The sequence below is a fragment of the Pseudomonas sp. MRSN 12121 genome, assembly GCF_000931465.1.
In the GTDB taxonomy this organism is placed as follows: Bacteria; Pseudomonadota; Gammaproteobacteria; order Pseudomonadales; family Pseudomonadaceae; genus Aquipseudomonas.
The window spans coordinates 1,742,816-1,763,712 of the sequence record NZ_CP010892.1 but is presented as its reverse complement, the minus strand read 5'-3'; the positions used below and the strand labels follow the sequence as shown (position 1 = coordinate 1,763,712).

Here is a 20,897-nt window from a genome sequence, read left to right as displayed (position 1 = left end):
TTGAAATTCAACGTAGCCACCTAGAAAGGGAACAGCGGGCTGAGGAAGAAACGGTCGAACCAGCCCGGCTGGCTCGCATCGGCAAAGGCACCGGTACCCGAGTAGGTGATGCGCGCATCGGCGACGCGGGTCGAAGACACCGTGTTGTCGGTGGCGATATCGTCGGCGCGTACCAGTCCGGCGATCCGCACCAGCTCGTCGCCGGTGTTGAGGGTCAGCCACTTCTCGCCGCGCACGGCGATGATGCCGTTGGGCAGGACGTCGGCCACCGTCACAGTGATCGAACCGGTCAGGCTGTTGCTCTGGCCCGACTTGCTGTCGCCCTTGGTCGCGCGATCGCCGTTGTAGCCGACATCCAGGCTCAGGTCGCCACTGCCGAACGGGTTGTTGGTGTTCGGCGTGCTGCCGAACAGCGACGTCAGGCCGATGCCGGCCTTGCTGTTCTTGGCCACCTGGGAGTTGGCGTTCTTGCTCGCCTGGGTCCGCTCGTTGAGGGTGATGGTGATGATGTCACCGACCCGGAACGCCTTGCGGTCGCTGTACAGGTTCTGCTCGAAACCCGCCTGGTAGATCGAACCGTTGTTGGCGGCGGCCGGCAACGGGGTACGTGGCAACACCGGAGCGTAGTACGGGTCATTGGGCTTCGGCGTCGGGGCTACGCAGCCCGCGAGCACGACGACCCCACTCAGTGCGAGAACAGATACAAAGCGATTCATGACCCTACCTCATGGTGTTGCAGGGCGACCCTCAGGCCGCCCCCAGGACTTGATTACAGATTCTGCGTGACGAACGAGAGCATCTGGTCGGCGGTGGAGATCACCTTGGAGTTCATCTCGTAGGCGCGCTGGGTGGTGATCATGTTGACCATCTCCTCAACGGTGCTGACGTTCGAGGTTTCCAGGGTGTTCTGCAGGGTGGTGCCGAAGCCGTTGAGGCCTGGTGTACCTACCTGCGGGGCGCCGCTGGCAGCGGTCTCCAGGAACAGGTTGTTGCCCATTGCCTGCAGGCCGGCCGGGTTGATGAAGTCGGCGGTCTGCAGGTTGCCGATCACCTGCGAGGCCGGGTTGCCGGCGGTGGTGATCGAGACGGTGCCGTCCTGGCCCACGGTGAAGGTCTGGGCATCGTTCGGAACGACGATCGCCGGCTCCAGGGCGAAACCGTTGGCAGTCACGATCTGGCCGTTGGAATCCAGGTGGAAGGTGCCGTCGCGGGTGTAGGTGGTGGTGCCGTCCGGCTGCAGGATCTGGAAGAAGCCGCGGCCATTGATGGCCATGTCCAGCGGCTGCTCGGTGGTCTGCAGGCTGCCGGCGGTGAAGTTCTTCTGGGTGCCGACAATGCGCACACCGGTACCCAGTTGCAGGCCCGACGGCAGCTCGCTGTCCTGGGTCGACTGGGCGCCAGGCTGACGCTTGATCTGGTACAGCAGGTCCTGGAACTCGGCGCGATCACGCTTGAAACCCGTGGTCGACACGTTCGCCAGGTTGTTGGAAATGGTGGTCAGGTTGGTGTCCTGGGCGGACAGACCTGTTTTGGCAACCCACAGAGCCGGAAGCATTCGATTCTCCTCGTGCGCCTGTTTTACGGCGCGACGTACTGGTAATTAGATCTGCAAGACCCGAGCCATGGCCTGGTCGTCTTCTTTGGCGGTGTTCATCATCTTGATGTGCAGTTCGAACTGCTTGGAGAGCGCCAGCACCGAGGTCATTTCCTCGACGGCATTGACGTTGCTCGACTCGAGGAACCCCGAGACCAGTTGCACATTGGCATCGGCCGGGGCCGGCTTGCCGTCCTTGGTCTGGATCGCACCGTCCAGGCCCTTGGTCATGTTCTTCAGGTCGGGATTGACCAGCTTGATGCGGTCCACCTCGGCCATCACCCGCGGGCCTTCGCCCATGGCGCGGATGCTGATGGTGCCGTCCTGGCCGACTTCCACCTGCTGCTCCGGCGGCACGGCGATCGGACCGCCGTTGCCGATCACCGGCATGCCGTTGCCGGCGCGCAGCACGCCCAGGGCGTCGATGTTCAGGCTGCCGGTACGCACGTAGCTTTCACCGCCATCCGGGGTCTGCACGGCGATCCAGCCATTGCCGCTGACCGCCACATCGAGGTCGCGACCGGTTTCCACCAGCGAGCCGGGAGAGAAATCGGTGGCCGGACGCTCGGACATGGCAAAGGCCCGCGCCGGAAAGCTGTCGCCGAACACCGGCATCGAACGCGCCTGCTCCAGGTCGCGCTGAAAACCGTTGGTGGAGATGTTCGCCAGGTTGTTGGCATGCGCCTTCTGCGCCAGCGCATTCTGGCTGGCACCGGTCATGGCCACATAAAGGTACTTGTCCACGGTCTTTCCTCTGCATGTCGGACGTTTGCCGCCCACCGCTGTACTGCTCAGCCATAAGCAATAAGCGCACCAACTTGTTTCCAGGACGCTCAGAGGTAGTAAATCCGGGGACTTGAGGCAGGTCGAAGGGAAGCCGGCCCTTGTCGCGAAGACGAAAAACCGGCGCCGATATGCCGCTTACGGCAAGGCTCGACCTCCTGGGCCTTGCGCGTTCCCGTAGCGGCGCAGGCGCGCAAGACCGATAGCGCATGCCACGGCCCTGCAGCCGGCGGCGCGCCCTCAGCTTTCGCCAGCGCCCTTGCCCACTTCGTATTCGCGCAGCTTGTTGGCGATGGTGGTATGCGACACACCCAGGCGCTTGCCCAGTTGCCGGCTGCTGGGGTGTTCGGAATACAGGCGTTCGAGCACCGCCTTTTCAAAGCGCCCGACTATTTCATCGAGATCGCCTTCCAGGGAGAAGTCGCCAAGCGGTTGGCGCACGCCGTAGTCCGGCAGCCGGATATGTTCGGCCTTGACCGTGCCGCCATCGCACAGGGAGACCGCCTGGAACAGCACGTTCTCCAGTTGCCGCACGTTGCCCGGCCAGTGGTAATGGCTAAGGCGTTCCATGGCCGCCGGCGCCAGTTTCGGCAGCGCGCAGCCGATCTGCCGGCTGGCCTGGTCGAGGAAGTGCTCCACCAGGGGCGTCAGGCCGTCCAGGCATTCGCGCAGCGGCGGGATGTGCAAGGACAAGACGTTGAGCCGGTGGTACAGGTCCTGGCGGAATTCGCCGCGGGCGCACAGTTCGGACAGGTCGACCTGGGTCGCGCAGATCACCCGCACATCCAGGTACACCTCTTCGTCGCTGCCAACCCGGCGGAAGCAGCCGTCCTGCAAGAAGCGCAGGAGCTTGACCTGCAAGCGCGGGCTCATCTCCCCCACCCCGTCGAGAAACAGCGTGCCGCCGGCCGTCAGCTCCAGCAGCCCGAGCTTGCCTTCGGCCCGCGCGCCTTCGAACGCGCCCGGGCCATAACCGAACAGCTCGGTCTCGGCCATGGACTCCGGCAGGCCGGCGCAGTTGAGCGCCATCAGCGGCGACTGTCCGCGCGGGCTGGCCAGGTGACAGGCGCGCGCCAGCAGTTCCTTGCCGGTGCCGGTTTCGCCCTCGATCAGCAGCGGCGCATCCAGCGGCGCCATGCGCCGGGCTTCGCGCACCACCGCGGCCATGACTTTCGAGCTCTGGAAGATACTGTCGAAGCCGCGCAGTTCCTGCTTGCGCACGTTATAGATGCGCTCGCCGACCCGATCCGCGCGGTGCAGGGTCAGCACCGCGCCGGCCATCGCCTCGCTGTCGTCGTGCTCCGATTGCAGCGGCGCGATGTCCGCCAGGAACACGTCGCCCTTGACCTTGACCCGCAGGCCGTTGATCCGCGACTTGTTGGCCCGCACCAGCTCCGGCAGGTCGAAATCCTCGGCATAGCGCGACAGCGGAATCCCCGGCACCTCGTCCACCCGCACGCCCAGCAGCTGCGCCGCCGCGCGGTTGGCGGCGACGATGGAACCGCCCATGTCGATGGACAGCACCGGAAACTCCAGGGCTCCGAGCAGCGCGTTGAGCTCCATGTGCCGCCGCTCGCTGGGCATCAGCCCGACCCGCTTGACGCCGAACACGCCGGCGATCGATTCGAACTTCGGCCGCAACGCCTGGAACTGCAGGTTGATCAGGTTCGGACAATGCAGATAGATGGCATTGCCATGCTCGCCCCCCACCTCGCCCCGGGCGACGTTGATGCCGTACTCCACCAGCAGGTTGAGAATGTCGCGCAGGATGCCGATGCGGTTCTGGCAGTGGACTTTGATACGCATATAAAGGAGGTCCGAATCAGATGATGAATGGCATCAACGCCATAATGCGGCACTTTCGACACCCTGCATCAGGAACTTTTTGCGCCAGGGCGCAGATAATCGTCAAGATTATGTGACAGGCATAGGCCTTTTCAAATCGACTATTCTCAGTATCGACGGGCTATCGGCGCATTCGTAACGAATACTTTACGAATTTACCTGCAAAGCGCCCATTACGTTCACGTCAAGCTGCTGCACAGGCCGGCACCCTGGGTTATCTCTAGCGTCAACTGATAACAAGAACGCAGCCCCTGACAGGAGAGCAGCATGAAGCAGACGCAGTACGTGGCCCGCGAGCCCGACGCGCAAGGTTTTATCCACTACCCCGATGACGAACACGCGGTGTGGAACACCCTGATCACCCGTCAGCTGAAAGTGATCGAAGGTCGCGCGTGCCAGGAATACCTGGACGGTATCGAGAAACTCGGCCTGCCTCACGACCGCATCCCGCAACTGGGCGAAATCAACAAGGTGCTGGGCGAAACCACCGGCTGGCAGGTCGCCCGGGTGCCGGCGCTGATCCCCTTCCAGACCTTCTTCGAATTGCTCGCCAGCAAACAGTTTCCGGTCGCGACCTTCATTCGCACCCGCGAAGAGCTGGACTACCTGCAAGAGCCGGACATCTTCCACGAGATCTTTGGCCACTGCCCACTGCTGACCAATCCCTGGTTCGCCGAATTCACCCACACCTACGGCAAGCTCGGCCTGCAGGCCACCAAGGAAGAGCGGGTGTACCTGGCGCGCCTGTACTGGATGACCATCGAGTTCGGCCTGCTGGACACCCCGCAAGGCAAGCGCATCTACGGCGGCGGCATCCTTTCTTCACCCAAGGAAACCGTCTACAGCCTGTCCGACGTGCCCGAACACCAGGCTTTCGACCCGCTGGAAGCCATGCGCACCCCGTACCGCATCGACATCCTGCAACCGGTCTACTTTGTGCTGCCCAACCTCAAGCGCCTGTTCGACCTGGCCCATGAAGACATCATGGCCCTGGTGCACCAGGGCATGCAGCTGGGCCTGCACGCACCCAAGTTTCCGCCCAAGCCCAAGGCGGCCTGAGCGCACAGCCCTCGCGCAGCGTGCACAAAACCCTTAATTTCCAACAAGAATCCACTTCAGGAATCCACCATGACCGCTCTGAACCAAGCCCACTGCGAAGCCTGCCGCGCCGATGCCCCTCAAGTCAGCGACGAAGAACTGCCGGTACTGATCAAGCAGATCCCCGACTGGAACATCGAAGTCCGCGATGGCGTGATGCAGCTGGAAAAAGTCTTCCTGTTCAAAAACTTCAAATTCGCCCTGGCCTTTACCAACGCAATGGGTGAAATTTCCGAGGCGGAAGGTCATCATCCCGGCCTTCTCACCGAATGGGGCAAGGTCACCGTGACCTGGTGGAGCCACTCCATCAAGGGCCTGCACCGCAACGACTTCATCATGGCCGCTCGCACCGACGAGGTGGCCAAGACCGCAGAAGGACGCAAGTAATGCATTTCGACGCCATCGGCCGAGTACCCGGCGACCCGATTCTTGGCCTGATGGACGCCTATGCGTCGGACAGCAACCCACGCAAGTTCGACCTCGGCGTCGGGGTCTACAAGGATTCCCAGGGCCTGACGCCGATCCCGCAGTCGGTCAAGCTGGCCGAACAGCGGCTGGTCGAGCGCCAGGCCACCAAGACCTACATCGGTGGCCATGGCGAACCGGCGTTCGGCAAAGCGATCAACGAACTGGTACTGGGGGCCGACTCCGGGCTGATCGCCGAGCAACGCGCCGGCGCTACCCAGACCCCGGGCGGCACCGGCGCGCTGCGCCTGAGCGCCGACTTCATCGCCCACTGCCTGCCGGGCCGTGGCGTGTGGTTGAGCAACCCGACCTGGCCGATCCACGAGACCATCTTTGCCACCGCCGGCATCAAGGTCAGCCACTACCCTTACGTCGGCAGCGATAACCGCCTCGACGTCGAGGCCATGCTCGCGACCCTGAACCAGGTGCCCAAGGGCGACGTGGTGCTGCTGCATGCCTGCTGCCACAACCCCACCGGTTTCGACCTGAGCCATGACGACTGGCACCGGGTGCTGGACGTGGTGCGCAGCCGCAACCTGCTGCCGCTGATCGACTTCGCCTACCAGGGCTTCGGCGATGGCCTGGAACAGGATGCCTGGGCCGTCCGGCTGTTCGCCGCCGAACTGCCCGAACTGCTGGTCACCAGCTCCTGCTCGAAGAATTTCGGCCTGTACCGCGACCGCACCGGCGCGCTGATCGTCTGCGCCAAGGACGCCGACAAGCTCGTGGACGTGCGCAGCCAGCTGGCCCATATCGCCCGCAACCTGTGGTCCACACCGCCGGATCACGGCGCCGCGGTGGTTGCCACCATCCTCGGCGACCCGGAGCTGAAAAGCCTCTGGGCCAACGAAGTGGAAGCCATGCGCCTGCGTATCGCGCAGTTGCGCTCCGGGCTGGTGGAAGCCCTGCAACCCCATGGCCTGGCCGAACGCTTCGCGCATATCGGCGTGCAACGCGGGATGTTCTCCTACACCGGCCTGACGCCGGAACAGGTGGGCAAACTGCGCGAACAACACAGCGTGTACATGGTCAGCTCGGGCCGGGCCAACGTCGCCGGTATCGACGCCACCCGCCTGGATCTGCTGGCCGAAGCCATCGCGGCGGTCTGCAAGGACTGAAAAAAGCTATCGCGGGCAAGCCTCGCTCCTACGGATGTCACCTGATCCTGTAGGAGCGAGGCTTGCCCGCGATGCTCTTCGTCATTTCCCCCGATGAAATACCTTTCATCCCAAAAACCGGGATAAAAATCTTTCTGTCATTTGCAGTGCGGTATCCTGCCCAGGCTTTTTAAAAGCGCGGATCTACCCAGCGATTTAAAAAACAGACTTTGCAAGGAGCTACGCCTATGCACGAGATTCCTAATCTCCCCTTCCCGAGCCTGCACGAAACTGCGCAGAAAACCCCGCAACAAGCCGGCGCCCAACAGCCCGAGCCGAAAGAAGCCGCCCCAGGCCGCAAGGCCGACAGCGAAGACTGACCGCAATACCCAGACCGTGTGGAAAGCGCTCGTTGATGCGCTTTCCACACCGCCTGAAACCCGCCTTCGAGAACCCCCGCATGACCGATGCCTTCAGTGAAACCCAAGCCGACGTGCTGATCGGCACAGCCGAAAAGATGATCGAGATCTGGAACCGCCTGACGCCGGAAAAACAGGGCGCCCTGCTGGCGCGCTTCGGCACCCAGGAAAACGCCCTGGCCGCCCTGGTCACCACGCAATTGCTCGCACCCGCCCAGGCCTGAACCCAGCCCACAGCAAACCGGGCCACGCAAAAAACTTGCGCCGAGCCGTCGAATTCTCCACCTGAATCGTTTCAACCCCCGGTATCATAAGCAGCCTATCTATCTCTGCCGTGCCCCTGGACCTTTGCCATGCCAGATACCCAGCGCCCCTTGGCGGTCACGCTGCAAGTCGTCTCCATCGTCCTATTCACCTTCATCGGCTACCTGAACATCGGCATCCCCCTGGCCGTGCTGCCGGGCTACGTGCACAGCGAGCTGGGGTTCGGCGCGGTGATCGCCGGCCTGGTGATCAGCGTGCAATACCTGGCCACCCTGCTCAGCCGCCCCTACGCCGGGAAGATCATCGACAACCTGGGCTGCAAGCGCGCAGTGATGTACGGCCTGGCCGGTTGTGGCCTGAGCGGTGTGTTCATGCTGCTGTCGGCCTGGTTGCACAACCTGCCGCTGTTGAGCCTGGCCAGCCTGCTGGTCGGCCGCCTGGTGCTCGGCAGCGCCGAAAGCCTGGTGGGCTCGGGCTCCATCGGCTGGGGCATCGGCCGCGTCGGCGCGCAGAACACCGCCAAGGTGATTTCCTGGAACGGCATCGCCAGCTACGGCGCACTGGCCGTCGGCGCACCGCTGGGCGTGTGGCTGGTGGATCGCCTGGGACTGTGGAGCATGGGCGTGAGCATCATCCTGCTGGCCCTGCTCGGCCTGGCGCTGGCCTGGCCGAAACTGGCGGCGCCGATCGTCGCCGGCGAGCGCCTGCCGTTCATCCACGTGCTGGGCCGGGTGTTCCCCCACGGTTGCGGCCTGGCGCTGGGCTCGATCGGTTTCGGCACCATCGCCACCTTCATCACCCTGTATTACGCCACCCAGCACTGGGCCAACGCGGTGCTGTGCCTGAGCCTGTTCGGCGCCAGCTTCATCGGCGCGCGCCTGCTGTTCGGCAACCTGATCAACCGCCTCGGCGGCTTTCGCGTGGCGATCGCCTGCCTCTCGGTGGAAACCCTGGGCCTGCTGCTGTTGTGGCTGGCGCCGGATGCCCACTGGGCCCTGGCCGGCGCGGCGCTGAGCGGCTTCGGCTTTTCCCTGGTGTTCCCGGCGCTGGGCGTGGAAGCGGTCAACCTGGTCCCGGCTTCCAGCCGTGGCGCTGCAGTCGGTGCCTATTCGCTGTTCATCGACCTTTCGCTGGGCATCACCGGCCCCCTGGCCGGGGCGATCGCCGCCGGTTTCGGCTTCGCCTCGATCTTCCTGTTCGCCGCCCTCGCCGCGGCCGGCGGCTTGCTGCTGAGCCTGTACCTGTACCGCCAGGCCCCGAAGTATCGCGAGGAGCGCAGCGAGCGCAATGAGCGCTAGGCGCTAATAGTCGACCTTGCCGCGCCCGGCCTTGATCGTGCCGCGCTTGCTCTTGGACTCCAGGCGCCGGGTCTTCGAGCCCAGGGTCGGCTTGGTCGGGCGGCGTTTCTTGACCACCTGGGTAGCGCCACGGATCAGTTCCGCCAAACGCTCCAGGGCATCGGCGCGGTTCTGTTCCTGGGTCCGGTACTGCTGGGCCTTGATGACCACCACCCCTTCGCTGGTAATGCGGCTGTCGCGCAGCGCCAGCAGCCGCTCCTTGTAGAAGTCGGGCAAGGACGAGGCCGGAATATCGAACCGCAGGTGCACCGCACTGGAGACCTTGTTGACGTTCTGCCCACCCGCGCCCTGCGCGCGAATGGCGCTCAACTCGATCTCGGCATCCGGCAGATGCACGTTGTTGGAAATCACCAGCATGGAAAAGGAATCCGCGTTCGGGGCGCCTAGAATACCGCGAATTGCATGATCTCCCGTAGGAGCGAGCGGGCGGTGATCCGGCTTGCCTGCGATCTGCGAAGCGGCCATCCACCGCATTACCGGAGCCGACGCTATCGCGGGCAAGCCTCGCTCCTACGGATTTGCAGTGCCCACAAAAAACCCGGCCGGAGCCGGGTTCAGTGTTATCGCGTTGGCGTTACTTCACCGCAGGACTGGCGACCTGCAGCGCCGGCTGCGCGCTGCGCTTGTTCTTGAGGTAGTAGCAGACGCCCATGAAGGCGACCCACACCGGAATCGCATACACCGAGATCTGGATGCCCGGGATCATCAGCATGATGCCGAGGATGAACACCACGAACGCCAGGCAGATGTAGTTGCCGTAGGGGTACCACAGCGCCTTGAACAGCGGGGTCTGCCCGCTGCGGTTCATGTGCTGGCGGAACTTGAAGTGCGAGTAGCTGATCATCGCCCAGTTGATCACCAGGGTCGCCACCACCAGCGACATCAGCAGCTCCAGCGCGTGCTGCGGGATCAGGTAGTTGAGCACCACGGCGACGAAGGTCACCAGCGCCGAGGCCAGGATCGACATCACCGGCACACCGCGCTTGTCGATCTTCGCCAGGACTTTCGGCGCGTCGCCCTGCTCGGCCATGCCCAGCAGCATGCGGCTGTTGCAGTAGGTGCCGCTGTTGTACACCGACAGCGCCGCGGTCAGGACCACGAAGTTGAGGATGTGCGCCGCGGTGTTGCTGCCCAGCATCGAGAACACCTGGACGAACGGGCTGCCGCTATAGGCGTCGCCGGAGGCATTCAGGGTGTCCAGCAGGCTGTTCCAGGGAGTCAGGGACAGCAGCACGACCAGCGCACCGATGTAAAAAATCAGTATGCGGTAGATCACCTGGTTGATCGCCTTGGGGATCACGGTCTTCGGCTTGTCGGCCTCGGCTGCGGTGAAACCGAGCATTTCCAGGCCGCCGAAGGAGAACATGATGATCGCCATGGCCATCACCAACCCGCTGACCCCGTTGGGGAAGAACCCGCCGTGTTCCCACAGGTTGCTCACCGAGGCCTGCGGGCCGCCGTGACCGCTGACCAGCAAGTAGCTGCCCAGGGCGATCATGCCGACGATGGCCACCACCTTGATGATCGCGAACCAGAACTCGGCTTCACCGAAGACTTTGACGTTGGCCAGGTTGATCAGGTTGATCAGCACGAAGAAGCCCGCGGCCGAGGCCCAGGTCGGCACTTCCGGCCACCAGTAGTGCACGTACTTGCCGACCGCGGTCAGCTCCGACATGCCCACCAGGATGTAGAGGATCCAGCAGTTCCAGCCCGACAGAAAACCGGCGAAGCCGCCCCAGTACTTGTGGGCGAAATGGCTGAAGGAACCGGCCACCGGCTCTTCGACGATCATCTCGCCGAGCTGGCGCATGATCATGAAGGCGATGAAGCCGCAGATGGCATAGCCGAGGATCATCGACGGACCGGCCGACTTGAGGACGCCGGCCGAGCCCAGGAACAACCCGGTACCGATCGCGCCGCCGAGGGCGATCAGTTGGATATGGCGATTTTTCAGGCCGCGTTTCAGCTCGCCTGAATGCGAGTTTTGTCCACTCATGAAAGGGTCTCACGCAAGGTTTGATGATGTTCGATAGACGTTGCGGCCGACAGCAGGCTTAAGCAGCGCGGATCAAACCCCAGCGCAGGCACCAGGAGTCCAGCGTTTGTTTAACGGTCATGCGTCACCTGTTTGTTTTTATCTGTGACGAAATCGAACCCACCACGCTTGTGACGCGGCGGAGTGAACAAGGCGGGTAGCCTTGAGATTATTGGCCTTGGGAAATGTCTCGAACCTGCGGAGCCGGGGCTCGCCATGCATCGAAACCAGTCGTTGGGGCGCAAAATGCGCGGATACGCAGTTGGGTCACAGTTAAAACGCCGCGCATTGTACACCCCTGACTCCCTGCCGCCAGACGCGGCTTATCAGCGCGTCGGGAGCCGGAATCGCCTGGGGCCTGCTCGATGCTCGGCATCGGCGGCGGGATTCGGGACAGACCCGTCGGGGTCGTGGACGAAGGCGCGACAGTGATCGCCCTTCACGGAGAGTCGGTTGAGGTGAGCCTCGGCGTTCATTGCGCCTCCTTCTTGTTATGCACCTGCACACAGGCATGGGTTGCATGACACCTGCCTTGAGCCCGCGGCACAAGCGGCTCGGAGCCGTCTGGCGGCGGTTATCGCCAGGGGGCCGGCAGGATTTTCTTACAGCCTGGGGCGAGGCTCGATTCCATGACGTCAGGGCGCGCTTTTCGTCAGGTTTTCTTTACAAGCTGGAAGGTATTTTTGCCACTTGAGATCCGTCGCGCCGGCGCCTGCAAATTGACGGCGCGCGATATTTTTTCTGTCTGATGGCTCAGCTTTTTGTTTTTTCTTGAGAAAAATCCGAGGAAAAAACGGAAAAAAAAGTTCAACAAAATTAATTTAATTATTTTTTTGCATTCCGAAAAACCCTGGACTAGGTTTCCAGCCACTTGCCAGGCCACACGCGGGCAAGCCGAACGATTCGGGTTTTGCGGCACAGCGCACCACTCCCCCGCCCAATCCCCGAGCCGTCTCACAGACTGCTTTTATCCGAAATAGTCATCTAGGAGATTCATGATGCAAGCACTGGAAAAAGACTTGGACACTGAACTGCAACTGGACGATTGGTTTGAAGCGGCGACCCACGAGGCCGCGGTGGAAATGATGCAAGCCGACGCGGTCGTACCGTTCGGCACGGCGATGTGGCCTCTGTAAAAAGGGCCTCCAGGCAGGGGTGGCCCGGCGGCCGCCCCTGCCGCCATTCGCTGTCCGTCAGGGAGGATCCATGGACAACACCGCAGCTATCCGGCATTTCCTGTATTACCTCGAGCACCACCCAGCCCTGGCCGGCAATCCGTCCGCCAAGGTCCTGATCGGCCACACCGCCGAGTACGCGGCCACCAGCGCCGCCGTCATCACGCAAGCCCGTGCGCCATTTCGCTTCGACGCCCTGCGCCTCGACCTGGAGCCGACAGCGGTGCTGGCCCAGGCCATCGCCGATTGCGATCTGTATATCTTCTTCTACGACTCTTCCACCCTCTCGCCACCCCGCCCGCAAGGCCCGGCGTTCATCCAGGCGCTGCAAAGCGTGATGGCCGAGAACTGGAAGAAATCACTGCTGTTCAAGGATTACGGCGACTACTTCTACGACACCTTCAGCGTCGCACCGCAACGCATCGCCGAGCTCAACGCCACCCTGATCCGCCACATGGCCGACGCCACCACCCTGAGCTTTCGCGACGAGCACGGCTCGCACTTCGAGACCCCGCTGAACAGCATCAAGAAGTGGACCAACATCAACGGCGTAGGCAATTACGACCTCGCCCCCGGCGAGGTGGCCAGCCACAGCGAGGCGATCAATGGCCAGGTGAAATTCGTCGGCACCTTCCTCGGCACCATTCCCTTCGCCCGCAAGTACGGGGTGCTGCAATCGCCGCTGGAACTGTGGATCGAGAACTCCACCATCAGCGGCATCGCCACCGACGTCCCGGGGCTGGAGGACGACTTCAACAAGTACCTGGACGCCAACCCGTCCAACCGGCGCATCGAGGAACTGGGCATCGGCACCAACGAGGGGGTGAAGGCGCTGTATGCGCGCAACTCGGGTTTCGAGGAACGCCACTGCGGCCTGCACCTGGGGCTGGGCGGCGGCGCCAAGGGCAGCCATCACCTGGACCTGATCTTCGCCAGCGGCGTGCTGGCCCTGGACGACAAGCCGGTGTTCGATGGCAGGTTCGTGTTCTAGCACTGCTCGCGATACGCCGAAGCGCAAAAAAAAACGCCAACCCTGAGGTTGGCGTTTTTTCTTGTGGCTTACAGCTTGCAGCTCAAGGCTGCCTCACTCAGGCTTGCGGCGACCGAAGCCCGGGCGCTGGCCGGAACCGGCCGGGGCCCCGCGACGCTTGCCCGACGGCGCATCCTTGTCGACCAGGACGATCCCCGGACGCTTGGACTTCGGCGCCGGCTTGGCCGGGCGCTTGGTATCGCTCGGACGATCCGCCACCGGCGTGCCACGCCCCGACTCTTCACGCCCGGCCCCGCGACCGGCCGCCGGACGCGGCGCCCGTGGCGCGCGCTCACCATCCTGGCGCGACGCAGGCTTGCGGCCCGGACGCTCGCCTTCGAGCTGCGGCTCGCGCGCCGGGCGCGGAGCACCGGCGGCAGGCGCGCCCACGGCAGGACGCAGGGTGCGCACGCGCTCGCCCTTGGCCATCGGCCGCGAGGACTTGCGCTGCATACGTTCCAGCTTGTCCTTGCTCTTGGCGTTCAGTTGCGGCATCGCCACCGGGGTCAGACCGACTTCGGCACTGAGAATGTCGACTTCGTACTGGCTCATTTCGCGCCAGCGCCCCATCGGCAGGTCGGAGTTGAGGAACACCGGACCGAAACGCACACGCTTCAGGCGGCTCACCACCAGGCCCTGGGATTCCCACAGGCGACGTACTTCGCGGTTGCGACCTTCCATCACCACGCAGTGGTACCAGTGGTTGAACCCTTCGCCACCCGGCGCTTGCTGGATGTCGGTGAACTTGGCCGGACCGTCTTCGAGCATCACCCCGGCTTTCAGGCGTTCGATCATCTCGTCGTCGACTTCGCCACGCACACGCACCGCATACTCGCGGTCCATCTCGTAGGACGGGTGCATCAGGCGATTGGCCAGCTCACCGTCGGTGGTGAACATCAGCAGGCCGGTGGTGTTGATGTCGAGGCGGCCGATGTTGATCCAGCGGCCTTCTTTCGGACGCGGCAGCTTGTCGAACACGGTCGGGCGGCCTTCCGGGTCGTCGCGGGTGCAGATTTCACCGTCGGGCTTGTTGTACATGATCACGCGGCGGACCGATTCGGACGCCTCTTCGCGCTTGATCACCTTGCCATCGATGGAGATGGCGTCATGCAGGTCGACGCGCAGGCCGAGGGTGGCGGCAACGCCGTTGACCTTGATCCGGCCCTGGCTGATCCAGGACTCCACATCGCGGCGCGAGCCGACGCCGATACGGGCCAGGACTTTCTGCAGCTTTTCGCCGGCTGGACGGATTTCCTGGTCTTGCTGATCTTCACTCATCTGGGCACCTCCCGGTGTGTCGATCCAGGCTCGAGCGGCCTGGATGCTGGTCAATACTGATCTTGTGGCGAAGGGATCGCCAAAGGGTCGCGAATCATACGCCCATGACGCCGATTGCGCATCACAGACTAGTCGATAAGTGCCGGCCAGCCGATTTTTCCGCTGGCCGGTGGATACCCGGCCCGACCTGCAGGAGCGAAGCTTGCTCGCGATAAGCCTTGATGCGGTATGTCAGGAATAACGCGTCGTTGCAGATCGCGAGCAAGCTTCGCTCCTACGCAGGCCTTCAGTCTTCCTGTTCGCGTCTTTCGTTTTCGATGGCCTCGGCCAGCGCCAGGGCTTCGGCTTCTTCGTCGCTCAGCTCCGGAGCCGGCGGTTCCAGGGCCGCCACCGCCACCAGCAGCTTGGCCCGGGCTTCGGCGACGCGGAGCACATCGTCTTCGGGGTCCTGCTCCGAATCGTCGCCAGCAGCCGTTTCCGGCTCGGCTTCATGTTCACGTTCATGCTCGGCTTCGGCATCAGTTTCAGCCTTGAACTCGGCCTCCAGCCCTGTATCGGCCACAACCTCCTCCCCGAACGAATCAACCGCGCCGTCGCGGTGCAGGTCGTCGAAATCGGTCTTGAGGCCTTCTTCCATCGAATCCAGCTCCAGCAGCAAGGTGTGGAAACTGGTCTCTTCCTTGGGCTCTTCCGGCTCGGCGCTGGCATCGGCCAGGGCCTGCAGGCTGGCGGGCACCGGCGCGTCGTCGAAGTCGAGGGCCGGCTCGGTTTCGATCTCCCGCAGTTCGGCCAGCGTCGGCAGCTCGTCGAGGCTCTTCAGGTTGAAATGATCGAGAAAGGCCTTGGTGGTCGCAAACATCGCCGGCTTGCCGGGCACGTCGCGGTAACCGACCACCCGGATCCACTCGCGCTCCAGCAGCGTCTTGACGATCTGGCTGTTGACCGCCACCCCGCGCACATCTTCGATTTCGCCACGGGTGATCGGCTGGCGGTAGGCAATCAGCGCCAGGGTCTCCAGCATCGCCCGGGAATAACGCTGAGGCCGCTCTTCCCACAGACGGCCGACCCAAGGGGCGAATTTTTCCCGCACCTGCAGGCGATATCCGGAAGCCACTTCCTTGAGTTCGAAGGCGCGACCCTCGCAGGATTTGCCCAGGATCGCCAGCGCCTTCTTGAAGACCGCCGGGTCCGGCCGCTCGCCCTCCTCGAAGAGTTCGAACAGGCGTTCCATGGATTGCGGTTTTCCCGAGGCCAACAGAAAGGCTTCGAGCAGCGGCGCCAGCTCGCGGGGTTCAGTCAGATTCATTGTTTTTGCTCGTTATTCGGCTCGCGCCCGCACATGGATAGCCGCGAAAGGCTCGTTCTGTACCAGCTCGACCAGGGATTCCTTGACCAGTTCGAGGATCGCCATGAAGGTCACGACCACCCCCAGGCGTCCTTCCTCGGCGCTGAACAGCTCGACGAAAGGCACGAACCCGCCGCCCTTGAGGCGCTCCAGCACATCGCTCATGCGCTCGCGGGTCGATAGGGCCTCGCGGCTGACCTGGTGGCTCTCGAACATGTCGCCGCGGCGCAGCACCTCGGCCATCGACATCAGCACCTCTTCCAGCGCCACATCCGGCAGCAGCTTGCGCGCCCGGGCCTCGGGGGCATCGAGCTTGGGCACTATCACGTCGCGGCCGACCCGGCTCAAACCGTCGATCCCCTCGGCGGCGGCCTTGAAGCGCTCGTACTCCTGCAGGCGCCGGATCAGTTCAGCACGCGGGTCTTCTTCGTCCTCCTCGACCTCGGCCGAGCGCGGCAGCAGCATGCGCGACTTGATCTCGGCGAGCATGGCCGCCATCACCAGGTATTCGGCGGCCAGCTCCAGGCGCACCGACTGCATCAGCTCGACATACCCCATGTACTGGCGGGTGATTTCCGCCACCGGGATGTCGAGGATGTCGATGTTCTGCTTGCGGATCAGGTACAGCAGCAGGTCGAGCGGGCCTTCGAAGGCCTCGAGAAAGACTTCCAGGGCATCCGGCGGAATGTACAGGTCCAGCGGCATTTCCATGACCGCCTGGCCATACACCACCGCGAAGGGCAGCTCCTGCTGCGCTCCGGCCTGGTCGTCGACGGTTTCCACTGCGGACATCTAGGCCTCGGCCATGAAGGGGGTCGGGTCGCCGCAGCCGACACGGATCACTTCCGGCTCGCCATCGGCCAGGTTGATCACGGTGGAAGCCTTGATGCCGCCAAAACCGCCGTCGATGATCAGGTCGACCTGATGTTCGAGCAGCTGGCGCATTTCATAAGGATCGCTCATCGGCTCGGTTTCGCCGGGCATGATCAGGCTGACGCTCATCAGCGGCTCGCCGAGTTCGGACAGCAGCGCCAGGGCGATCGGATGGCTCGGCACCCGCAGGCCGATGGTGCGCTTCTTCGCATGCAGCAACAGCCGCGGTACTTCGCGGGTGGCGTTGAGGATAAAGGTGTAGGGCCCAGGCAAGTGGGCCTTGAGCAGGCGGAAGGTGCCGGTATCGATCTTGGCGAACAGGCCCAGCTGCGACAGGTCGCTGCAGATCAGCGCGAAGTTGTGCTTGTCGTCCAGTTGCCGCAGGCGCCGCACGCGTTCGACCGCACCCTTGTCGCCGATCTGGCAGCCAATGGCGTAGGACGAATCGGTCGGGTAGATCACCACGCCACCGGCGCGGATGATTTCGACAGCCTGCTTGATCAGGCGCGGTTGCGGGTTTTCCGGATGAATCTGGAAAAATTGACTCACATTCTCTACCTGTTCAGACGGCGGCAATAATTGGGTCATGTTTGAACCGACACCAGAGCGGCGGCAGGTCTTCCGGGACAGGGCGATACTCGCCAATCTCGGACCAGCCTCCAGGGCCATGAAAATCACTGCCGGCGCTCACCAGCAGACCGAACTCCCGGGCCAGGATCGCCAGGCTGCCTACCTGCTCGGCAGGCTGGTGGCCGTTGACCACCTCGATCGCCTGACCTCCCGCTTGAATATAGTCGGCAATCAGCCGGCGACGTTTGCTGCGGGTGAAATCGTAATGCCAGGGATGGGCCAGGCTGACCCAGGCCCCCGCGGCGCGCAGCGTCCCGACGGTTTCCTCGAGGGTCGGCCAGTGCTGCTTGACGTCGCCCAGCTTGCCGGCCCCCAGCCACTTGCGAAACGCCTCGGCGCGGTCCTTCACGAAGCCCGCACGCACCAGGTAATCGGCGAAATGCGGACGGGCCGGGGCATTGCCGCTGTCGCCCAGTTCCCGCTGGATCGCCCGGGCGCCTTCCAGCGCCCCCGGCATGCCCTTGAGCGCAAGCTTGCGGCCTATTTCTTCGGACCGCAGCCAGCGGCCATCGTGCAGTTTTTCGATGGCCTCGACCAGGGCGGGTGCATTGACGTCGAAACCGTAGCCCAGCACATGAATGGTCGCCCCGCCCCAGGTGCAGGACAGCTCGACGCCATTGACCAGTTGCATGCCCAGCTCCTGCGCCGCGAAACGCGCCTCGTCGAGGCCTTCGAGGGTGTCATGGTCGGTCAGGGCCAGGACTCGCACGCCTTTCTCGTACGCACGCGCAACCAGAGCCGCGGGCGCCAGGGCGCCATCGGAGGCCGTGCTGTGGCAGTGCAAATCGACATTCACGGGACTGTTCAACCTCAAGTCAGCTGGCGCTTTCGCCGTCAGGGATGTTTGTTATTATGCCGACACATCCTGCTTCTGGCTGCCACTGTGAAACAATTCATCGACTTCATCCCGCTGTTCCTGTTCTTCATCGTCTACAAAATCGATCCCCGCGTCGTCGACATTGCCGGTCAGCAACTGACCGTCGGCGGCATCTACAGCGCCACCGCGGTGTTGATCATCAGTTCCCTGGTGGTATACGGCGCGCTGTTCATTTCCCAGCGCAAACTGGAAAAAAGCCAGTGGCTGACCCTGATCGCCTGCCTGGTGTTCGGCAGCCTGACCCTGGCTTTCCACAGCGAAACCTTCCTCAAATGGAAAGCCCCGGTGGTCAACTGGCTGTTCGCCCTGGCCTTCATCGGCAGCCACTTCGTCGGTGACCGCCTGCTGATCAAGCGCATCATGGGCCACGCGCTGACCCTGCCGGATCCGGTCTGGACCCGCCTGAACATCGCCTGGATCGCCTTCTTCCTGTTCTGCGGCGCCGCCAACCTGTTCGTCGCCTTCACCTTCCAGAGCATCTGGGTCGACTTCAAGGTCTTCGGCAGCCTGGGCATGACCGTACTGTTCCTGGTCGGACAGGGCATCTACCTGTCGCGCCACCTTCACGACACCGAATCCACCACGCCGAAAACCGAGGACTGACATGCTTTACGCAATCATTGCCACAGACGTCGCCAACTCCCTGGAAAAACGCCTGGCCGCGCGCCCGGCGCACCTGGAGCGGTTGCAGCAACTCAAGGATGAAGGCCGCGTGGTACTGGCCGGCCCGCACCCGGCCGTCGACAGCAATGATCCGGGCGCCGCAGGTTTCACCGGCAGCCTGATCGTCGCCGAATTCGCCTCGCTGGGCGCCGCCCAGGCCTGGGCCGACGCCGATCCGTTCGTGGCCGCCGGCGTCTATGCCAGCGTCGTGGTCAAGCCATTCAAGCAAGTCCTGCCGTAAATCCTCCCCCGCGCGGTGAACCTTATCGGTTCATCGCGCTCTCAATCGCTCATTATTCTGGTTCGACTGCCGACAACGTGCCCAACACTCGATTGGAATCAGGAGTTCCGATGCGCCAGGGTCCGATACACCAAGCTCCGTTGTATCTGTTGTGGGTCATGCTATTCATCGGGGCGCCCGCCTCGGCCGAGGAAACCGCGGACACGGGGTATTCGACGCCCTTGTCCCTGAGTGCCGGCAGCCAGATCAACGAATTGCAGCAGCGCCTGAAGGACAGCGAGCGTCAGCGCGAAGAGCTGAGCCGGCAATTGCAGAACGCCGACAGCGAGCGCGAAAGCGCCCAGCTGAGCCGCCTGCGCCAGGAGAACCAGCGCCTCAAGCTGCAACTGCGCGAAGCCCAGGCCAGTGGCACGCCGCGCCTGCTGACCGATCAGCAGCAATGGTTCGTCACCGGCGCCGGGGTAGCGCTATTGGCCCTGCTCTGCGGTATCTTCGCCAGTGGCGGGCATAGAAGGCGTCGACAATGGCTAAATTGAGTGATTCATGAGCGACCTGTTACTGATTGACGATGACCAGGAGCTGTGCGAGCTCCTGACCAGTTGGCTGGGCCAGGAAGGGTTTCAGGTGCGGGCCTGCCACGATGGGCTGAGCGCCCGCCGTGCCCTGGCGGATCATGCGCCGGCGGCCGTGGTGCTGGATGTGATGCTGCCCGACGGCAGCGGCCTGGAATTACTCAAGCAACTGCGCAGCGACCATCCGGACTTGCCGGTGCTGATGCTCTCGGCCCGCGGCGAGCCCCTGGACCGCATCCTCGGCCTGGAACTGGGCGCCGACGACTACCTGGCCAAGCCCTGCGACCCCCGCGAACTGACAGCCCGCCTGCGCGCCGTGCTGCGCCGCAGCCATCCCGCCGCGGTCTCCAGCCAGATGGAACTGGGCGACTTGTGCTTCAGCCCGGTGCGCGGAGTGGTCAGCATCGACGAACAGGACATCACCCTCACCGTCTCCGAAAGCCGCTTGCTCGAAGCCCTGCTCAAGCAACCCGGCGAACCGCTGGACAAGCAGGAACTGGCGCAGATCGCCCTGGGCCGCAAGCTGACTCTGTACGACCGCAGCCTGGACATGCACGTCAGCAACCTGCGCAAGAAAATCGGCCCGCACCCCGACGGCCGCCCACGCATCGTCGCCCTGCGCAGCCGCGGCTACTACTACAGCCTGTGACCCCGGGCGCCGAGCTGGAGGGGGCGCCGCCAGGGGTTATGTCAGTTTCGCCAAAAAACCTCTTTACCCAAGCTTTACCCTTCGCTGACCGCCGCTGACCTTGATCTCCGTAATCTGCACTCATCCGGAACTGACCGGGAACGAGACAAGGAGATACACCATGCGCAAGACCCTGATCGCTCTGATGTTCGCCGCCGCCCTGCCGACCGTGGCCATGGCCATGCCCGAAGGCCCGGGCCCGATGGGGCCGATGGATGGCCCACGGCACAGTGAACACATGCGTGACAAAGGCCCGTACAGCCAGCTGGACCTGAGCCGCGAACAGCGCCAGCAGATCCGCAAGCTGATGGGCGAGCAGATGCACGAACGCAAGCAACTGGTGCAGAAGTACCTGGAAAAACTGTCGCCAGCCGACCAGAAAGCCATGCAGGACGAGCTCGCCGCCAAGCGCCAGAAAACCCAGGCGGATATCCGCGCCCTGCTCAAGCCGGAACAACAGAAAGAGTTCGACGCGATTCAGAAAAAACAGGCCGAACGCCGTGCGGAGTGGGCCGAATTCAAGGCCTGGAAAGCGCAGCAGCCGCAAAAAGCGCAATAATGCTCTAG

General features: G+C 63.4%; 25 protein-coding genes. 13 read left to right on the top strand and 12 right to left on the bottom strand.

What is annotated here, in order from left to right; translation table 11 throughout:
* Nucleotides 1–20 precede the first annotated feature (20 nt).
* From flgH to TO66_RS07985, 4 genes are all read right to left on the bottom strand, one after another.
* Nucleotides 21–716 carry a flagellar basal body L-ring protein FlgH gene (flgH, locus tag TO66_RS08000; RefSeq protein ID WP_044461832.1) on the bottom strand — a complete coding sequence of 232 codons (696 nt, stop codon included), beginning with the start codon at nt 714–716 and terminating at the stop codon, nt 21–23.
* 53 nt (nt 717–769) lie between these two features.
* On the bottom strand, nt 770–1,555 hold the full coding sequence (gene flgG / locus TO66_RS07995) for a flagellar basal-body rod protein FlgG (protein WP_044461831.1): 786 nt from the start codon (nt 1,553–1,555) through the stop codon (nt 770–772).
* A 45-nt stretch (nt 1,556–1,600) separates the two neighbouring features.
* Complete coding sequence (locus TO66_RS07990) at nt 1,601–2,338, bottom strand: flagellar basal body rod protein FlgF (RefSeq protein WP_044461830.1); 738 nt, start codon at nt 2,336–2,338, stop codon at nt 1,601–1,603.
* 279 nt (nt 2,339–2,617) lie between these two features.
* Nucleotides 2,618–4,183, bottom strand: coding sequence for a sigma-54-dependent phenylalanine hydroxylase transcriptional regulator PhhR (locus TO66_RS07985; RefSeq protein ID WP_044461829.1), 1,566 nt, complete (start codon nt 4,181–4,183; stop codon nt 2,618–2,620).
* 306 nt (nt 4,184–4,489) lie between these two features.
* Here TO66_RS07985 and phhA point away from each other — a divergent pair, with 306 nt between their 5' ends.
* From phhA to TO66_RS07960, 6 genes are all read left to right on the top strand, one after another.
* Nucleotides 4,490–5,281: a phenylalanine 4-monooxygenase gene (phhA, locus tag TO66_RS07980; RefSeq protein WP_044461828.1), complete on the top strand. Its 792-nt coding sequence runs from the start codon at nt 4,490–4,492 to the stop codon at nt 5,279–5,281.
* 69 nt (nt 5,282–5,350) lie between these two features.
* Nucleotides 5,351–5,707: a 4a-hydroxytetrahydrobiopterin dehydratase gene (locus TO66_RS07975; protein WP_007930096.1), complete on the top strand. Its 357-nt coding sequence runs from the start codon at nt 5,351–5,353 to the stop codon at nt 5,705–5,707.
* A complete protein-coding gene (locus TO66_RS07970; protein ID WP_044461827.1) occupies nt 5,707–6,903 on the top strand; it encodes an amino acid aminotransferase in 1,197 nt (398 codons plus the stop codon). Before TO66_RS07975 ends, TO66_RS07970 begins: the two co-directional genes overlap by 1 nt.
* Before the next feature lie 227 nt (nt 6,904–7,130).
* On the top strand, nt 7,131–7,262 hold the full coding sequence (locus TO66_RS33870; RefSeq protein WP_256242961.1) for a hypothetical protein: 132 nt from the start codon (nt 7,131–7,133) through the stop codon (nt 7,260–7,262).
* Nucleotides 7,263–7,342: 80 nt separating this feature from the next.
* Nucleotides 7,343–7,525 (top strand): hypothetical protein, encoded by a 183-nt coding sequence (locus TO66_RS07965; protein ID WP_044465969.1) that lies wholly within the window; start codon nt 7,343–7,345, stop codon nt 7,523–7,525.
* A gap of 129 nt (nt 7,526–7,654) precedes the next feature.
* Nucleotides 7,655–8,863, top strand: a complete 1,209-nt coding sequence (locus TO66_RS07960; RefSeq protein ID WP_044461826.1) for an MFS transporter — start codon at nt 7,655–7,657, stop codon at nt 8,861–8,863.
* Between the two features lie 3 nt (nt 8,864–8,866).
* Here TO66_RS07960 and arfB read toward each other — a convergent pair whose 3' ends face one another.
* From arfB to TO66_RS33220, 3 genes are all read right to left on the bottom strand, one after another.
* Entirely contained in the window at nt 8,867–9,280 is a 414-nt protein-coding gene (arfB, locus tag TO66_RS07955) for an alternative ribosome rescue aminoacyl-tRNA hydrolase ArfB (RefSeq protein WP_044461825.1), read from the bottom strand.
* Between the two features lie 217 nt (nt 9,281–9,497).
* Entirely contained in the window at nt 9,498–10,919 is a 1,422-nt protein-coding gene (locus TO66_RS07950; protein ID WP_044461824.1) for an amino acid permease, read from the bottom strand.
* Between the two features lie 691 nt (nt 10,920–11,610).
* On the bottom strand, nt 11,611–11,877 hold the full coding sequence (locus TO66_RS33220; RefSeq protein ID WP_156162046.1) for a hypothetical protein: 267 nt from the start codon (nt 11,875–11,877) through the stop codon (nt 11,611–11,613).
* A gap of 76 nt (nt 11,878–11,953) precedes the next feature.
* Between TO66_RS33220 and TO66_RS33215 the strand changes: the two genes are divergently transcribed.
* A complete protein-coding gene (locus tag TO66_RS33215; RefSeq protein WP_156162045.1) occupies nt 11,954–12,094 on the top strand; it encodes a hypothetical protein in 141 nt (46 codons plus the stop codon).
* A 70-nt stretch (nt 12,095–12,164) separates the two neighbouring features.
* Nucleotides 12,165–13,124, top strand: a complete 960-nt coding sequence (locus TO66_RS07940) for a leucyl aminopeptidase (aminopeptidase T) (RefSeq protein WP_044461823.1) — start codon at nt 12,165–12,167, stop codon at nt 13,122–13,124.
* A gap of 93 nt (nt 13,125–13,217) precedes the next feature.
* On the opposite strand, the gene rluB is transcribed toward TO66_RS07940, so the two are convergent.
* From rluB to TO66_RS07915, 5 genes are all read right to left on the bottom strand, one after another.
* The gene (rluB, locus tag TO66_RS07935) at nt 13,218–14,441 is read right to left on the bottom strand and encodes a 23S rRNA pseudouridine(2605) synthase RluB (protein WP_044461822.1); all 1,224 of its coding nucleotides are present in this window, start codon (nt 14,439–14,441) and stop codon (nt 13,218–13,220) included.
* A 286-nt stretch (nt 14,442–14,727) separates the two neighbouring features.
* Nucleotides 14,728–15,747 carry an SMC-Scp complex subunit ScpB gene (scpB, locus tag TO66_RS07930; RefSeq protein ID WP_044461821.1) on the bottom strand — a complete coding sequence of 340 codons (1,020 nt, stop codon included), beginning with the start codon at nt 15,745–15,747 and terminating at the stop codon, nt 14,728–14,730.
* A gap of 12 nt (nt 15,748–15,759) precedes the next feature.
* Nucleotides 15,760–16,458, bottom strand: coding sequence for a ScpA family protein (locus tag TO66_RS07925; protein ID WP_171820137.1), 699 nt, complete (start codon nt 16,456–16,458; stop codon nt 15,760–15,762).
* Between the two features lie 120 nt (nt 16,459–16,578).
* Nucleotides 16,579–17,208, bottom strand: coding sequence for an L-threonylcarbamoyladenylate synthase (locus TO66_RS07920; protein ID WP_044461819.1), 630 nt, complete (start codon nt 17,206–17,208; stop codon nt 16,579–16,581).
* 13 nt (nt 17,209–17,221) lie between these two features.
* A complete protein-coding gene (locus TO66_RS07915) occupies nt 17,222–18,085 on the bottom strand; it encodes a PHP domain-containing protein (RefSeq protein WP_044461818.1) in 864 nt (287 codons plus the stop codon).
* A gap of 87 nt (nt 18,086–18,172) precedes the next feature.
* On the opposite strand from TO66_RS07915, the gene TO66_RS07910 reads away from it, so the two are divergent.
* The 5 genes from TO66_RS07910 to TO66_RS07890 all read left to right on the top strand — a co-directional run bounded on the left by TO66_RS07910 (nt 18,173) and on the right by TO66_RS07890 (nt 20,889).
* Entirely contained in the window at nt 18,173–18,769 is a 597-nt protein-coding gene (locus TO66_RS07910) for a septation protein A (RefSeq protein ID WP_044461817.1), read from the top strand.
* Between the two features lies 1 nt (nt 18,770).
* Nucleotides 18,771–19,070, top strand: coding sequence for a YciI family protein (locus TO66_RS07905; RefSeq protein WP_044461816.1), 300 nt, complete (start codon nt 18,771–18,773; stop codon nt 19,068–19,070).
* A 110-nt stretch (nt 19,071–19,180) separates the two neighbouring features.
* Nucleotides 19,181–19,606: a translation initiation factor 2 gene (locus tag TO66_RS07900; protein ID WP_232374542.1), complete on the top strand. Its 426-nt coding sequence runs from the start codon at nt 19,181–19,183 to the stop codon at nt 19,604–19,606.
* 7 nt (nt 19,607–19,613) lie between these two features.
* The gene (locus tag TO66_RS07895; RefSeq protein WP_044461815.1) at nt 19,614–20,291 is read left to right on the top strand and encodes a response regulator transcription factor; all 678 of its coding nucleotides are present in this window, start codon (nt 19,614–19,616) and stop codon (nt 20,289–20,291) included.
* Nucleotides 20,292–20,451: 160 nt separating this feature from the next.
* Nucleotides 20,452–20,889, top strand: coding sequence for a Spy/CpxP family protein refolding chaperone (locus TO66_RS07890; RefSeq protein WP_044461814.1), 438 nt, complete (start codon nt 20,452–20,454; stop codon nt 20,887–20,889).
* Nucleotides 20,890–20,897 lie beyond the last annotated feature (8 nt).

Coding starts and splice junctions, on each gene's coding strand:
- flgH (WP_044461832.1), bottom strand. CDS start 716: ATGAATCGCTTTGTATCTGTTCTCGCACTGAGTGGGGTCGTCGTGCTC.
- flgG (WP_044461831.1), bottom strand. CDS start 1,555: ATGCTTCCGGCTCTGTGGGTTGCCAAAACAGGTCTGTCCGCCCAGGAC.
- TO66_RS07985 (WP_044461829.1), bottom strand. CDS start 4,183: ATGCGTATCAAAGTCCACTGCCAGAACCGCATCGGCATCCTGCGCGAC.
- phhA (WP_044461828.1), top strand. CDS start 4,490: ATGAAGCAGACGCAGTACGTGGCCCGCGAGCCCGACGCGCAAGGTTTT.
- TO66_RS07975 (WP_007930096.1), top strand. CDS start 5,351: ATGACCGCTCTGAACCAAGCCCACTGCGAAGCCTGCCGCGCCGATGCC.
- TO66_RS07970 (WP_044461827.1), top strand. CDS start 5,707: ATGCATTTCGACGCCATCGGCCGAGTACCCGGCGACCCGATTCTTGGC.
- TO66_RS33870 (WP_256242961.1), top strand. CDS start 7,131: ATGCACGAGATTCCTAATCTCCCCTTCCCGAGCCTGCACGAAACTGCG.
- TO66_RS07965 (WP_044465969.1), top strand. CDS start 7,343: ATGACCGATGCCTTCAGTGAAACCCAAGCCGACGTGCTGATCGGCACA.
- TO66_RS07960 (WP_044461826.1), top strand. CDS start 7,655: ATGCCAGATACCCAGCGCCCCTTGGCGGTCACGCTGCAAGTCGTCTCC.
- arfB (WP_044461825.1), bottom strand. CDS start 9,280: ATGCTGGTGATTTCCAACAACGTGCATCTGCCGGATGCCGAGATCGAG.
- TO66_RS07950 (WP_044461824.1), bottom strand. CDS start 10,919: ATGAGTGGACAAAACTCGCATTCAGGCGAGCTGAAACGCGGCCTGAAA.
- TO66_RS33215 (WP_156162045.1), top strand. CDS start 11,954: ATGATGCAAGCACTGGAAAAAGACTTGGACACTGAACTGCAACTGGAC.
- TO66_RS07940 (WP_044461823.1), top strand. CDS start 12,165: ATGGACAACACCGCAGCTATCCGGCATTTCCTGTATTACCTCGAGCAC.
- rluB (WP_044461822.1), bottom strand. CDS start 14,441: ATGAGTGAAGATCAGCAAGACCAGGAAATCCGTCCAGCCGGCGAAAAG.
- scpB (WP_044461821.1), bottom strand. CDS start 15,747: ATGAATCTGACTGAACCCCGCGAGCTGGCGCCGCTGCTCGAAGCCTTT.
- TO66_RS07905 (WP_044461816.1), top strand. CDS start 18,771: ATGCTTTACGCAATCATTGCCACAGACGTCGCCAACTCCCTGGAAAAA.
- TO66_RS07900 (WP_232374542.1), top strand. CDS start 19,181: ATGCGCCAGGGTCCGATACACCAAGCTCCGTTGTATCTGTTGTGGGTC.
- TO66_RS07895 (WP_044461815.1), top strand. CDS start 19,614: ATGAGCGACCTGTTACTGATTGACGATGACCAGGAGCTGTGCGAGCTC.
- TO66_RS07890 (WP_044461814.1), top strand. CDS start 20,452: ATGCGCAAGACCCTGATCGCTCTGATGTTCGCCGCCGCCCTGCCGACC.